The sequence below is a fragment of the Dinoroseobacter sp. S375 genome, assembly GCF_049800775.1.
In the GTDB taxonomy this organism is placed as follows: domain Bacteria; phylum Pseudomonadota; class Alphaproteobacteria; order Rhodobacterales; family Rhodobacteraceae; genus Dinoroseobacter.
This window is the reverse complement of the sequence record NZ_JBNAFR010000011.1, coordinates 1-14,788: the sequence shown is the minus strand read 5'-3', so window position 1 is coordinate 14,788 and position 14,788 is coordinate 1. Positions and strand designations below refer to the sequence as shown.

Genomic DNA, 14,788 nt, shown 5'->3' with positions numbered 1-14,788 from the left:
GAGGGACGCAAGCGCTCGATCCCCCGAGCGTCGCCTTACGTCCCCGTCCTCCCGGATCCTCCCTGTCGGATCGCTCAGGCGCGGATGCGCTCGTTTTTCGGGTCCCAGAACGGCATGTCCGAGACGACTGCCGCCACGCGCTTGCCGAAGATTTCAACCTCGAGCGTGGTGCCGGTCTCGGCCGCACCGGTCTCGATCATGGCAATCGCCAAGAGACCGCCGACACGGTGGCCATAGGCACTGCTGGTGGTTTCACCGACCAGCCGGTCCCCGTCCCAGACGAGCGACATGTAGGGCGCGTCCTGCGGACAATCGTCGAGCCGCAGCCCGACCGCCTGCTTGGCCACCCCGCGCTGCTGCTCGGCGAGCAGAGCCGCGCGCCCCGGGAAATCTTCCTTGGTGAGATCGACGAAGCGGTTCAGCCCGGCCTCGAGCAGCGAATAGTCGGAAGAGAGATCCCCCTTCCAAGAGCGGTAGCCCTTCTCGATCCGCAGCGCGTTGAGCGCGTACATCCCGAAGGGCTGCGCGCCCGCTGCGGTGACCGCATCCCAGATCGCCGGGGCGTCGGCGATCGGGCAGTGGATTTCCCAGCCCAGCTCACCGGCAAAGCTCACGCGGAAGAGGCGGCAGGGCTTGCCCGCGACCGTGCCCTCCAAGCTGCAGGTCAACCATTTGCCGCTCAGGTCATGGCCCTCGGTCAGCGGCGCGAGGATCTCGCGCGCCTTGGGACCGGTGACGAGCAGGCATTCGGACTCTGCGGTCACATCCTCGACCGTGATCCCCTCGGGCGCCTGACGCCAGAGCAGCTCGGCATCATGCCACTGGGCGAAGGCCGCGGTGATCAGGTTGACCTCGGTCTCGGACACCACGGTCACGGACATCTCGGTCACGATCCGCCCTCGACTATCGGCGAAATAGGCCAGACCCACGCGGCCCGGGCTGGGCAGCTTGGAGGCGGTCAGGCTGTCCACATAGTCCCGCGCGCCGGGGCCAGTGACCCGCATCCGGCTAAAGCCCGAGATCGCCAGCACACCGCAGCCATCGCGCACGGCGGCGCATTCCTCTTCGACGCGCTGCTGCCAAGGGCCGTCACGCTCCCATGTCTCGGTGGCCGCCTCGGACGTGTCATCACCGTCCTTGGCGAACCAGTTCGCCCGCTCCCAGCCGTTATAGGCGCCGAACTGCGCGCCTGCGCCCTCGAGCCGGGAATGCAGCGGCGACAGGACCTTGTTCCGTCCGGCGGGCCATTCATGATGCGGGAAGTGCATGGCGTATTCGTGGCCATAGGTTTCCAGCGCCTTGGCGCGGCTGAAGCTCTCGTCGGCGCAGCCGGTATAGCGGCGCGGATCGACGGCCCACATGTCCCACTCGGTCTCGCCCTCGGTGATCCACTCGGCCAGCACCTTGCCCGCGCCCCCGGCCTGCACGATCCCGAAGGTAAAGGCATGGGCCTCGAATGCATTGGGCACGCCGGGCATCGGCCCGATCAGGGGCAGCCCGTCGGGCGCGTAGGGGATCGGGCCGTTGATGACCCGGCCCACACCGGAGGTCCCCAGCAGCGGCACCCTTTCCATCGCGTCCTCGATGTACCACTCGAGCCGATCAAGATCGTCCGGATAAAGCTGGAAGCTGAAATCCTCGGGCATCGGATCATCGTCCGAAATCCAGTGCGCCTTGCAATTGCGCTCATAGGGCCCGAGGTTCAGGCCATACTTGTCCTGCCGCAGGTAATACGAGCTGTCCACGTCGCGGATCATCGGCAGCTTGCGGCCGTTCTCCTTGCTCCAGGCTTCGATCTCGGCGACCGGCTCGGTCAGGAAATACTGGTGGGACATGACCGTCACCGGCACGTCGCGCCCGCCGAAGGGACGGAACCATTCGCCAATGCGACGCGCGTAGTAGCCACCACAGTTCACGACGAACTCGCAGCGGATATCGCCCTTCTCCGTATGGACGATCCACTCATTGCCCTCGCGGCTGACGCCGGTCGCCGGGGTGAAGCGGTGGATCTGGCCGCCCAGTTCGCGCGCGCCCTTGGCCATGGCCTGAGTCAGCTGCGCGGGGTCAATATCGCCGTCAAGCTCATCCCAGAGACCACCGGCCAGATCATGGGTCTCCATGAAGGGATAGTAGTCCTGCATCTCCTTGGGGGTGAGCATTTGCATCTCGAGCCCCTGGTAGCGCGCCATGGAGGCGACACGCTCGAATTCCTGCATGCGGGTCTTGGAATGCGCCAGACGCAGGGCGCCGGTCACATGGTAGTTCATCGGATAATCGACCTTGTCGGCCAGCCCGCGATACATCTCCAGCGAGTAGCGCTGCATGTTCATCACCGCCCAGGAGGCCGAGAAGTTCGGGCAGTTGCCCGCCGCATGCCAGGTCGAGCCTGCGGTCAGCTCGTTCTTTTCAAGCAGGACGCAATCGGTCCAGCCCGCCATCGCCAGATGGTATAAGGAGGAGACGCCAACGGCGCCCCCTCCAATGATCACAACGCGCGCGGTTGTCGGAAACTCGCTCATCTCAAGCCTCTTCAGTGCTGGCCAAAGACGCGGGTGAGTGCGCCATCGACCGCATCGGTGATTTCGTCGATATCATCTGCGCTGGCGATCAGCGCGGGGCTGAAGCACAGGGTGTTGTTGAAGCCCGGCAAGGAGCGGTTGGTTGCCCCGACGATGACACCCTGGGCCATGCAATCGGCCACGACCGCCTGAACCTTGGCCTCGGCGGCGGGCTCTTTGGTGAGCCGGTCCGCCACCAGCTCTGCGCCACAGAACAGGCCCTTGCCGCGGACATCGCCGACCACCCGGTGCTTTTCCATCAGGTCGCCGAGATTGCCCATCAGACGCTCATGCATCGCATTGGTGTTCCCGAGCAGATCCTCTTCCTCGATGATCTTCATGTTCTCGATCGCGGCGGCCGGACCGGCGGTGCAGCCCCCGAAGGTCGAGATGTCGCGGAAGTAGTCGAGCGGCGCGCCGGCTTCGGATTTGAACATCTCGAACACCTTCTCGGTGGTCACCATGCAGGAGATCGCCGCATAGCCCGAGGCAACCCCCTTGGCCATGGTCACGAAATCGGGCTCGATGCCGTATTGCTGATACCCGAACCACTTGCCGGTCCGCCCGAGGCCGCAGACCACCTCGTCGATATGCAAAAGCACGTCATACTTGCGGCAGATTTCCTGCACGCGCTGCCAGTAGCCCTCGGGCGGGGTGATGACGCCACCGCCTGCGGTCACCGGCTCAAGGCAGAGGGCCCCGACCGTGTCCGGCCCCTCGCGCAGGATGACCTCTTCGATGGCATCGGCAGCACGCTCGCCATAGTTCTCGCAATCCCACTGGGCGCGATACTCGAGGCAATGGGGCACTTCGACGAAATCCGGGGCGAAGGGGCCATACTGCGCCTTGCGCTCCCACTGGCCGCCGGCGGACATCGTCGCCAGGGTCGAGCCGTGGTAGTCACGCTCGCGGTAGAGGATCTTGGTCTTGCGGCCGCCATGCACCTTATGTGCAATCTGGCGCACCATTTTGAACGCTTTCTCATTCGCCTCGGAGCCGGAGCTGGCGTAGTAGACGCGGCTCATGCCGGGCATCTTGTCGATCAGCATCTCGGCAAAGGTCGCGCCGGGGATGGTGCCCAGCGAGTTCGAGAAAAAGCACATCTGCATCAGCTGATCGCGCACCGCATTGGCGATCCGCTCGCGGCCATAGCCGACATTGACGGTCCACAGACCGCCGGAGACCGCATCGAGATGCTCTTTGCCCTTGGCGTCCCAGACGCGCAGGCCCTTGCCCTCGACGATGATCCGCGGGTCCACGGTTTCGAAGGGCTTGTGGTTCATCAGGTGGTGCCATTGATGAGCGCGATCCGCTTCGATCACGTGGCTCAGGTCGTTCGGCGCAACATGCGTGGTCATCGGAAAATCCTGTCGTGAGAGGACGCGCAAAATGCGCACTGACGAGACCCTGCCGAGACAGACTGCCGAGCGATAGGGCCAGCTTGCACCGGCCTATAAGGCCAGAGCTGGGTGCGTCCCGAAAATCCGCGCGGCACAGGCTGTTGCCTCTGGACCTAGCGCCCTGACCAATTCTGCGGCATTATGAGTCCAGAGATGGACCTGTTGCCCGAGACCTTCGCCTTCGACCCGGATGGGGAAGGCACCCACCAACACCGGATTCGCCGCCTCGTGGTGGACGGGATCCTGTCGGGCCGTTTCCAGCCCGGCGACCGGATGCCGTCGAGCCGGGGGCTGGCCAAGCAGATCGGGGTGAGCCGGATCACCGTGACCATCGCCTATACGGATCTGGTGGCGGACGACTATCTCGTCTCGCGCGGGCGCTCGGGCTACTATGTCTCGGACACCGCCCCCATGGCGCCGAGCCTGACCCAGAGCCGCCGGAGCTATGAGAGTGTGGTGGACTGGTCGCGCCTGATGTCCCATCGCGAGACCGCGCCCGACCGCATCTCGCGCCCCGTGGACTGGCAGACCTACCCCTATCCGTTTCTGTACGGACAGACCGATCCGACCCTATTCGACCATCAGAACTGGCGGATCTGCGCGGTCGAGGCCCTGGGGCGGCGCGAATTCGACAGCCTCACCGCCGACCACTACGAGAGCGACGACCCCAAGCTGGTCGAGTATATCCAGCGCCATATCCTGCCCCGGCGCGGGATCGCGGCGCGCCCGGATCAGATCCTGATCACCATGGGCGCGCAGAACGCCCTGTGGATCTGTGCCCAGCTTTTGCTGACCCAGAGGCGGCGCGCGGTGCTTGAGAACCCGGGCTATCCGAGCCTGCGCCAGATCCTCGGTGACACGCGCTGCCATATGGAAAGCGTGGATATCGACGCCGAGGGCCTGCCGCCCGAGAACCTGCCCGAGGCGCTCGATGTGCTCTTCACCACCGTCAGCCACCAATGCCCCACCAATGCCGCCATGCCGCTGGCCCGGCGCAAGGCGCTGTTGAAGAAGGCGGCCGAAGGCGGGTTTGTCATCGTCGAGGATGACTATGAATTCGAGCTTGGCTTCGGACGCCCCGTGACCCCCTCGCTCAAGGCCTTGGACACCCATGGCTCGGTCATCTATGTGGGCTCGTTTTCGAAATCGCTGTTTCCGGGCCTGCGCCTGGGCTATCTCGTGGCGCCCGAAGCCTTCGTGTCCGGCGCGCGGCGGCTGCGCGGCACGATCCTGCGCCATCCGCCGGGACTGATCCAGCGGACGACCGCGAACTTCCTGTCGCGCGGCCATATCGAGGCGCAGGTCAACCGGATGCGCAAAACCTATGAGCAGCGCCGCCGGGTGATGGAGGAAGCGATCACCGAAACGGGGTTGATGATCGCCTCGCCGCCCATGAACGGGGGATCGGCCCTGTGGATGCGGGCGCCGGACCATGTGGACACCGAAGAGCTGGCCCAGCAGCTTCATAGCCGGGGCGTGGTGATCGAGCCGGGGGCGGCCTTCTTTGATCCCGCACGGCGGCATCGGAACTTCTACAGGCTGGCCTATTCCTCGATTCCCGCGGACCGGATCCCACAGGGCATTCGCATGATCGCGGACGGGATTGCGCAACTGGACTGATATGGCCCGATCATCTGGCCCTATGAGCGGGGGCCGTTCCCGACCAAATTGCGGCCAAACTTGTCGCAGGTGCGATAGCCATCATGAGGGAGAAAACCATGCAGATGACGACGGAAGAAGCATTCGTAAAAGTGCTCCAACGCCATGGGATCTCCCATGCGTTCGGGATCATCGGCTCGGCCATGATGCCGATCTCGGACCTGTTTCCCCAGGCGGGCATCACGTTCTGGGACTGCGCCCATGAGGGCTCGGCGGGGATGATGGCCGACGGCTTCACCCGCGCCAGCGGCAAGATGTCGATGATGATCGCCCAGAACGGGCCGGGCATCACCAATTTCGTGACGGCCGTGAAAACAGCCTATTGGAACCACACGCCGCTGTTGCTGGTCACGCCCCAGGCGGCCAACAAGACCATCGGTCAGGGCGGCTTCCAGGAAGTGGAGCAGATGGCGCTCTTCCGCGACATGGTCGCCTATCAGGAAGAGGTTCGCGACCCGACCCGTGTGGCGGAGGTGCTGACCCGCGTGATTTCCAAGGCCAAGACCCTCTCCGGTCCGGCGCAGCTGAACATCCCGCGCGACTACTGGACCCAGATCGTCGATATCGAGATCCCCGATCCGATCGAATTCGAACGCTCCCCCGGTGGCGAAACCTCCGTGGCACGCGCGGCGGCCCTGCTGTCTGAGGCCAAGAACCCGGTGATCCTGAACGGCGCGGGCGTCGTCCTGTCCGAGGGCGGGATCGCGGCAAGCCAGGCCCTGGCCGAGCGTCTCGATGCGCCGGTCTGCGTGGGCTACCAGCACAATGACGCCTTCCCGGGCTCCCACCCGCTCTTTGCCGGGCCGCTGGGCTATAACGGCTCCAAGGCCGCCATGGAGCTGATCAAGGAGGCCGATGTCGTCCTCGCCCTCGGCACCCGCCTGAACCCGTTCTCGACCCTGCCCGGCTACGGCATGGAATACTGGCCCGCCGATGCCAAGATCATCCAGGTCGACATCAACCCCGACCGGATCGGCCTGACCAAGAAAGTCAGCGTCAGCATCGTGGGCGACGCGGCCAAGGCGGCCAACGGGATCCTGTCGCAGCTCAGCGACGATGCGGGCGATGCCGGCCGCGCCGAGCGCAAGAACCGGATCGCCGAGCTGAAGTCCCGCTGGGCGCAGCAGCTCAGCTCCATGGATCACGAGGATGACGATCCCGGCACCAGCTGGAACGAGCGGGCGCGCAGCGCCAAGCCCGACTGGATGAGCCCCCGCATGGCATGGCGTGCGATCCAGGCCGCCCTGCCCCGCGAGGCGATCATCAGCTCGGATATCGGCAACAACTGCGCCATCGGCAACGCCTATCCGAGCTTCGAACAGGGCCGCAAATACCTTGCCCCCGGCCTCTTTGGACCCTGCGGCTACGGCCTGCCGGCGATTGTCGGCGCCAAGATCGCCTGCCCGGATGTCCCCGTGGTTGGCTTCGCAGGTGACGGCGCCTTCGGCATCGCGGTGAACGAGCTGACGGCCATCGGTCGCGGCGAGTGGCCGGGCATCACCCAGATCGTCTTCCGGAACTACCAGTGGGGCGCGGAAAAGCGGAACTCCACCCTGTGGTTCGATGACAACTTCGTGGGCACCGAGCTCGACGAGGAAGTCAGCTACGCCGGCATCGCCAAGGCCTGCGGCCTGAAAGGCGTCGTGGCCCGCACCATGGAGGAGCTCACCGAGGCGCTGAACACCGCCATCAAGGAGCAGATGGAAAACGGCACCACGACCCTGATCGAGGCCATGCTGAACCAGGAGCTGGGCGAGCCCTTCCGTCGCGATGCCATGAAGAAACCGGTCAGCGTGGCCGGGATCTCGGCGGACGACATGGTTCCGCAGGACGCCTGAGCCATGGCGGGGACGCACCCGGACGATCTGATCCTTGTGGTCAATGCCGGGTCGTCCTCGATCAAGATCGCTCTCTTCGATGGGACCCTCTCGGAGAGGCTTTCGGGCGCGGTCGAGGCCATTGGCGGCGACGCGGTCCTGAAGATCGGCGATATGAAACAGGCCATGGCGCTGCCCGACCATGGGGCGGCGCTGTCGGCCATCCTAGATGCGCTCAAGGCGCGCGGGATCTCTCCCCACAACTTGCGGGCGGTGGCCCATCGCGTGGTGCATGGCGGCACGGTATTGACGCGACCGGTGCGTGTGACGCCCGAGACGCGTGCGGAGATCGCCCGCTGCATCCCCCTCGCCCCGCTGCACAATCCCCATAACCTCGCGGCAATCGACACGCTCTCGGCGCTGGTGCCGGACCTTCCTCAATGCGCGAGCTTTGACACGGCGTTCCACGCCACCGCTCCGGAGGTTGCGCAGCGCTACGCCCTGCCCGCGATTGCGGAGACCGAGGGCCTGCGCCGCTATGGCTTTCATGGCCAGAGTTACGCCGCCATGGTCTCGGGCTGGGAAGACGTCACCGGCACCCCCCTGCCCGCGCGCCTGCTGGCGCTGCATCTGGGCAATGGCGCCTCGATTTGCGCGATCCGCGACGGACACTCGGTGGCGACCACCATGGGCTATTCCCCGCTCGATGGGCTAACCATGGGCACGCGCTGCGGGGCGATTGACGGCAACGCGGTGCTGGCCCTCGCGGACCGGGTCGGGATCGAGGCCGCACGCAAGGTTCTGAACAATGAAAGCGGGCTCAAGGGCCTCTCGGGCGGGTTGACGGATATGCGCGCCCTGTTCGCGGATGAGGCCGAGGACAGCCAGTTCGCGGTCGATCATTTCTGCTACTGGGCGCAGCGCCATGCGGGCTCGCTGATGGCGGCGATGGGCGGTCTGGATGCGATCGCCTTCACCGGCGGGATCGGCGAGAACGCGACCGAGATCCGGGCGCGGATCATCGCGGGGCTGGAATGGGCCGGGGCTGAGATCGCACCCGAGGCCAATGCCGCGGGACAGACGCGCCTGCACCCGGAGGGGGCGGCCTGCGGGGTCTGGATCATCAAGGCCGAAGAAGAACGGATGCTCGCCGCCGATGCCCTGCGCGTGCTGGACGCCGAACGCGCCTAGCGCAGCACCGACAGGACCCAGGCCGCATGTTCGGACAGAAGCTGCGAGGCGGCCTGATCGAAGCCCGCAATTACGGCAGCCTCCTCCACCGAGGGCAGGATCGCCCGAGCGGCGAAGGTCCGGGTGCCGAGGATGCGGATATCGCTTTCGCGCACCACACGCGAAATCAGCCGCAACTCCACCGTGCCGGTCTCGCCATCGGGCGCGACCGCGGCCTGGAAATCCACCAGCTCGGTCAGAACCGCGACATCACCACTGATCCCCAGCGGCGTGCGCCCGACATAGCGCAGGGCCTGGCTCTGCTCGAGACTGCGGAGCATCAGGGTCTGGAGCATGACCGGGGTCGTCTCGCTCCAGCGCACACCGGGCAGGTATTGCGCCTGCAACGGGTCAGGCCGGATCATGATCCGGTCGGTCTGCAGCGCGCCGCTCGTCGTCGGCTCCTCGATCACCACGTCCAACCCAAAGGACCGGCCCGCGGGCTGTATCTCGGGCGCGCGCAGCTCATAGACCTCCAGCGTCTTGGAGGCATCGCTGATCGCGGTAATCGCCGAGCAGCCCGACAGCGCAAGCGCCAGCCCGAGGCCAAGCGCCGAGGCGCGGATCTTCTGCGGTCTGGCCATGGTTATCTCCTGAATTCCGGGGCGTTCTGGTCGAAGAAGAACCGGGTCGGGTTCCTTTCCAACTGCAAGGTGAGCTGATCGAGATTGCGGATCAGCACCCGCGCATCCTGCGCCAGCCGCGTGTAAAGCGGCAGCGCGGTCTCGGTGAACTCGGCCACATCCGGGGCCGAGGTCTCAGCCAGCGATTGCAGCGCGGCAAAGGCCTCCGCCGCTGCCGCACTGGCCGCACGCAGATCGCCCGAGATCTCGGGCAGCTCGTCCGAGACCTGATCGACCGCCCCGGTGAGCGCATCCAGCGTCGCCTCGACCGAGGCGAAGATGCCCGAAAGCTCCGTATCGAGCACACGGTCCGCAGAGGAGAACGCCGCCTCCGCCGCGATCATCGCCTGATCCCCAATTTCGAGCGCTTCGTTGAACTCGCTCAGGGTCTCGTTGGCGTTGCGGAAGGTCAGCGAGACATCGGCCAGCGTGGTCTCTGCCAATGCGACAAGCGTATCCGTGCCCGCCGCAGCGGAAGAAAGGTCAGCACCCACTTCCGCAATCACACGGGTCGCCGTCTCGGTCGCGCTGCGCACATCCGCAACGATCGCCGGCAGATCCACAGTGGCAGCTGCATTCAGCGCATCCAGCGCCTGGGTGGCCGTGGCGACCATCGCGCGGGTCTCGGTCACGAGCGGCGCGCCCTCCTCCTCGATCAGCCCGTCGATCCGGCGCACGGCGGTGCCCACATCTGTGCTGGTGGTCTGCAGGGTCGCGACGAGGCGTTCGACGGCGACGATGGTCTGGGCCAGCTCTTCGAGCCGCGCGGTGGCCTCGGCCCCGGTCCCGCCCGCCGTGACCATCAGGGCCTGCGCCTCGGTGCTGAGCGCCTCTGCATCCGCGCGCAGCTCGTCCATCAGGCCCTGCGCAGCCTCGGTCGCGGCCACGAGGTCATTGGCCACATAGGTCTCGGCGGTCCCGAGGCTTGATTGCAGGGTGACCAACGTGTCGGACCCCTGGCTGACCAGCCCCTTTGTCTCTTCGGCCAGCTCGCCGATGGACAGCAGCGTGGTATTGGCCGAGGAGAGCACATCCGTCAGCTCCCCCGAGAGGGTCGTGAGCGTGGTGTTGAACCGGCTGATCTCATCGGCGAATTGCGTGACCGTATCGGCCATGCCCGTGAGATTCTGGAGCGAGTCCAGAAAATCCTCGGAGGCGGTCTCGGCGTTTTCGAGGATGTTCCGCACCAGCTCCCGATTGTCATCGGAAAAGAGCGACCGGACCTCCTGCACGATCTCGAGCGAGCCGGTCAGGATCTGCGGCGCTTCCTCCGACAGGGTCTGCAGGATCGAGCGTCCGGCGGTGATCTCGGGGATCACGTCCCCGGAGGCCACGCGCAGCAGCGCCGCATCGGGCGTGCCCGCATCGATCCCCACGAAGGACACCCCGGTCACGCCCTGCGCCTCGATGGTGGCGACACTGTCCACGCGCACGGGCGTGTCGGCATTCACCTCGATCCGCACCCGGATCGTGCCGTCCTGATCCGGCGAGAGGCGCACATCGACCACCTGCCCCACGGGCAGACCGCTGAACCGGACATCGGACGCATTGCTGAGCCCCGAGACGGAGGCAAAGTTGATGTCGTAATAGGCGAATTGCTTGTCCAGCTCGACCCGCGCGAAGAACAGGAAGAACGCCATGATGCCGAGGATGCCCGCAAGGGTGAAGGCCCCGATCAGGATGTAGTTGCCGCGCGTTTCCAAGTTCAGCCCTCAGTTTGGTCCTGGCGCGCGTCCAGCGTATCCTGTGCCGCGCGCGCCCGAGGGCCGTGAAAATACTCGTGCACCCAAGGGTGATCCACATCCATCATCTCTTGCATGGTCCCGGTGATCAACACCTTGCGCTCTGCCAGCACAGCAATCCGGTCGCAGGCCGCATGCAGCGTGTCCAGATCATGGGTCACGAGGAATATGGTCAGGCCCAGCACATCGCTCAGCCCCCGCACCAGCGTGTCGAAATCTGCCGCCCCGATCGGGTCGAGCCCCGCCGTGGGCTCGTCGAGAAAGACGATCTCGGGGTCCAGCGCCAGCGCCCGGGCAAGCCCTGCACGCTTGCGCATCCCGCCCGACAGCTCGGATGGGTACTTGTCCCCGGCAATCGGCGGCAACCCCACCATCGAAATCTTGAGGTCCGCCAGCGCACGCCGGTCCTGTGCGGCCAGCCCGGGCACCGCCCTCAGGGGCACCTCGACATTCTCGCGCACCGTCAGCGACGAGAAAAGCGCCCCATCCTGAAACATGACGCCCCAGCGGCTCTCAAGCGTGGCGCGGGTCTCTTCATCGGCGGTCAGGACATCGACGCCCAGCACCTCGACCCTCCCCGCCGCCGGGCGCTGCAACCCCGCGATGGTGCGCAGCAGGACCGACTTGCCCGTGCCCGAGCCCCCGACCACGCCCATGATCTCGCCCCGGCGAATGTCGAGATCGAGATCGTCATGGACAACATGGCTGCCGAACTGGTTCCGGATGCCCCGCAGGCGAATGACGATATCCTGATCCGACCCCGGCGCCATGGTCACATCCCCATCTGCGCAAAGAAGATCGAGAAGGCGGCATCGGTCACGATCACCGCAAAGATCGCCGTGACCACCGCGCTGGAGGTCATGCGGCCGAGGGATTCCGCATTGCCCTTGACCTGCATCCCCGCATGGCAGCCCACCAGACCGATGATCACCGCAAAGAACGGCGCCTTGATCACACCGACGGTGAGGTGGCTAATATCGGTCCCCTCCATCAGGCGAATGCGGAACATCTCGGGCGAGATGCCAAGCTCGACCCAGCTCATCAGCGCGCCGCCCAGAAGGCCCGAGAGGTTCGCGATGATCCCGAGGATCGGCAGGGTAATCAGCAGCGCGAGGATCCGCGGCACAAAGAGCAGCATCACCGGGTCGAGCCCGAGGGTGCGCATGGCGTCGATCTCTTCGCGCATCTTCATGGAGCCGATGGCCGCGGTGAAGGACGAGGCCGTCCGCCCCGCCACGATGATCGCCGTCAAAAGGATGCCGAGCTCGCGCAGGATCGAGATCGCGATCAGGTCGACGACGAAGACCTCGGCGCCGAATTGCTGCAGCTGGCTCGCGCCCTGAAAGGCCAGTACCACGCCGATCAGAAAGGCCATGAGGGCGACGATGGGCACAGCCTTGACCCCGACCTCTTCGCAATGGTGGACGAGCGGGGTGAGCCCGAACTCGCGCGGATGGCGCAGGGCGCGCATCAGACGCGACAGGAACATCCCAAGATAGCCCAGCAGCCCGCCGAGATAGCCCACTGACCCGGCCACGCGCTTGCCCAAGGCCGCCACTCGGTCCAGCAAACTGGTCGGCGGGGCCGCTTCGGCGGGCTCGGGCGCGGGCATGGATTTCGTGACGCTGGTCAACAGGGCCATGACCTCGTCCCGGGCGCCAGCCAGATGCATCTGCGCGCCCGCCTCGGTCATACGCTGATGCAGACGCGCGAGCATCCAGGCCCCGGCCGTGTCGATCCGACCGACCCCGGCTAGATCCACCGTAACCGCACCTTCCGGGATGGTTTCGGTCTGGCGCGCCAGCTCGGACACGCTGTAAACAGTGAGGTCCCCCGACAGCACTACATGCATGCCCCCATCCTGCGGCGTCATCGAGATCCGCGCGGGCCGGGCGGTCGCGGTGTCAGGTGTGATGGGGGCGGGTGTGGCCAAGGCTGCGTCCACTGGGCTGGCGATTTGCGTCCCCTGAGCGGTAGCGGACAACACAGGGCTTGTCACGGCCCCCGTCGCGCCAGGGGTCGCTCAGGCGGGCCGCAGGTCCAGATCGCCGGGCGAGAGCGCGACACGCTTCATCCGGCGATAGAGGGTGGCCCGACTGACCCCGAGCGCCCGCGCCGCGGCGGAGGCATTCCCCTCGGCCTCGATCAGCGCGGTCTTCAGGGCCGCGTACTCGGCCTTCTCGAAGCCCGACCGCGCGCCGTCCTGTCCCAATGTGTCCTGGAGCGCGCGCGGCGCCAGCACCCCGCGCGGTGCAAGGCCAAAGCTTCGGCGCGCGCCATGGGTCGCCCCCAGCACGATGTCATCCGCATCCACCGCCAGAAATCCCGAGCGCAGGCATTGCGGGTCCGCCAGCACCATCCGCGCCTCTGGATAGGCGCGCTGGAACAGCGCCAGCTCGATCTGCTGGGCGGTCTGCTCCACCAGCGCCCCGAGCAGGCTATTGGCCACCGGGCTCTGATCCTCGCGCGCCGAGGAGACATCGACCACCGCCAGAAGATCCCCCTGCGCCCCGTGGATCGGCGCGCTAAGGCAGGTCATGGCGATGTTGCGGGCTGAAAAATGCTCATCCCGGTGGATGGTGATCGGGCGCGCCTCGCTCAGACAAGTGCCGATCCCGTTGGTGCCCTCTGCCGCCTCGCTCCAGTCCCCGCCCGAGACGAGCCCCGCCGCGTCGAAGACATCCGCATCGGCCCTCTGGCAGCGATGGTCGAGGATCCGGCCCTTGTGATCCGCCAGAAGCACCACGCAGCCCGCATGGCGCACCGCTTGCGTCAGGTGATCAAGGGAGTGAGCCGCCGCGCGCAAGAGCGTCTCCTGCTGCGCCCGCAGGTCCGCGAGATGCCGCGCGGTCAGCCTGTCGGGGCGCTGCCGCCGGGACGGGTCGAGGTGATGTGTTTGCATGGACCGGGTCCAGGAGGCGGCCAGCCGCGACCGTGCCGCCGCCGTTCCGTTTCCGACGGTCGCCATGACATACGCCGCATGTGCATCAAAATTGCAGCCCATAACCCCCTCCATGGTCCGCTCCGCGTCGTGGCGGGCCTGAAACTCATGTCCCCTCCCGGCTTTGCGCGCTGTGATGTCAGTTTACACCTGCCGCGGGCCGCTCCGAATGCGGCCTTGGTCGCGGTTTCGCGCGAATTTGGGGTGAATCTTGCCGCAGGGGGCGCGTGAAACTGCGAGATTTTCCAGGGCCAAGGGGTCATGTGCGTTTTTTCGATGTTTTTTCTCTCACGCGTGGCGTGAGGTTTCGGGGGCTTGGGGGCCGGTGTTGGAAACATCACCGGGGCGTGAGGGGGTGTTTCGGGGTAAGTCTCTGGAATAGCTGCGTTTTCCCGACAGACACCGGCGTCCCGCGCAGAAGGCCTGATCGCGCGAGCGTGATGTGCGTCAGCGCGCAAACGCCTCTCTCATCATCGCCATTTCATTCCCGGCCCAACCGCCCCAAATCCAACTCATCGGCAGCGACACACACCGCCGACACACACAACACCGCGGCTCGCAACGCACATTCAGGCCGCGTAACACACTGAAAGGACTACTGATATGAAACTCGCTCTGACATCCGCCCTCGTGATCGCCCTGACCGCTCCGGCCTTCGCCTCCTCCCAGCTCGAGCGTCAGCTCGGCGTCGAGCCCGGCGCCTACAGCTTCTCCGAACTGGCCGCGATCAAAGGCTCCTTCGACACCGACAATGGCTACAACATCCCGCCCCGCGGCGACGTGGTCTCGACCCAGTCGGTCGGCATCTCCCCGGCCCA

General features: G+C 66.0%; 10 protein-coding genes and 1 pseudogene. 4 read left to right on the top strand and 7 right to left on the bottom strand.

Features of this window, described 5'->3' with window-relative positions; all coding sequences use genetic code 11:
- Positions 1-74 precede the first annotated feature (74 nt).
- Positions 75-2,519 (bottom strand): GcvT family protein, encoded by a 2,445-nt coding sequence (locus ACP150_RS19005; protein ID WP_424968274.1) that lies wholly within the window; start codon positions 2,517-2,519, stop codon positions 75-77.
- An 11-nt stretch (positions 2,520-2,530) separates the two neighbouring features.
- Positions 2,531-3,916 carry an aspartate aminotransferase family protein gene (locus ACP150_RS19000; protein WP_424968273.1) on the bottom strand — a complete coding sequence of 462 codons (1,386 nt, stop codon included), beginning with the start codon at positions 3,914-3,916 and terminating at the stop codon, positions 2,531-2,533.
- Positions 3,917-4,111: 195 nt separating this feature from the next.
- Between ACP150_RS19000 and ACP150_RS18995 the strand changes: the two genes are divergently transcribed.
- The 3 genes from ACP150_RS18995 (at position 4,112) to ACP150_RS18985 (ending at position 8,625) form a co-directional block, all read left to right on the top strand.
- Positions 4,112-5,578 (top strand): PLP-dependent aminotransferase family protein, encoded by a 1,467-nt coding sequence (locus ACP150_RS18995; RefSeq protein WP_424968272.1) that lies wholly within the window; start codon positions 4,112-4,114, stop codon positions 5,576-5,578.
- 98 nt (positions 5,579-5,676) lie between these two features.
- Positions 5,677-7,455: a sulfoacetaldehyde acetyltransferase gene (xsc, locus tag ACP150_RS18990; RefSeq protein WP_424968271.1), complete on the top strand. Its 1,779-nt coding sequence runs from the start codon at positions 5,677-5,679 to the stop codon at positions 7,453-7,455.
- Positions 7,456-7,458: 3 nt separating this feature from the next.
- The gene (locus ACP150_RS18985) at positions 7,459-8,625 is read left to right on the top strand and encodes an acetate/propionate family kinase (RefSeq protein ID WP_424968270.1); all 1,167 of its coding nucleotides are present in this window, start codon (positions 7,459-7,461) and stop codon (positions 8,623-8,625) included.
- On the opposite strand, the gene ACP150_RS18980 is transcribed toward ACP150_RS18985, so the two are convergent.
- From ACP150_RS18980 to ACP150_RS18960, 5 genes are all read right to left on the bottom strand, one after another.
- Entirely contained in the window at positions 8,622-9,248 is a 627-nt protein-coding gene (locus ACP150_RS18980; RefSeq protein ID WP_424968269.1) for an ABC-type transport auxiliary lipoprotein family protein, read from the bottom strand. The genes ACP150_RS18985 and ACP150_RS18980 overlap by 4 nt on opposite strands.
- A 2-nt stretch (positions 9,249-9,250) precedes the next feature.
- Positions 9,251-10,990, bottom strand: a complete 1,740-nt coding sequence (locus ACP150_RS18975; RefSeq protein ID WP_424968267.1) for an MlaD family protein — start codon at positions 10,988-10,990, stop codon at positions 9,251-9,253.
- A 2-nt stretch (positions 10,991-10,992) separates the two neighbouring features.
- Positions 10,993-11,799, bottom strand: a complete 807-nt coding sequence (locus ACP150_RS18970; RefSeq protein ID WP_424968266.1) for an ABC transporter ATP-binding protein — start codon at positions 11,797-11,799, stop codon at positions 10,993-10,995.
- A 2-nt stretch (positions 11,800-11,801) separates the two neighbouring features.
- The gene (locus ACP150_RS18965) at positions 11,802-12,902 is read right to left on the bottom strand and encodes an ABC transporter permease (protein WP_424968374.1); all 1,101 of its coding nucleotides are present in this window, start codon (positions 12,900-12,902) and stop codon (positions 11,802-11,804) included.
- A 150-nt stretch (positions 12,903-13,052) separates the two neighbouring features.
- Positions 13,053-13,997, bottom strand: a complete 945-nt coding sequence (locus ACP150_RS18960) for a GAF domain-containing protein (protein WP_424968265.1) — start codon at positions 13,995-13,997, stop codon at positions 13,053-13,055.
- Positions 13,998-14,573: 576 nt separating this feature from the next.
- Between ACP150_RS18960 and ACP150_RS18955 the strand changes: the two are divergent.
- A pseudogene (locus ACP150_RS18955) lies at positions 14,574-14,788 on the top strand (hypothetical protein); the annotation flags it as partial.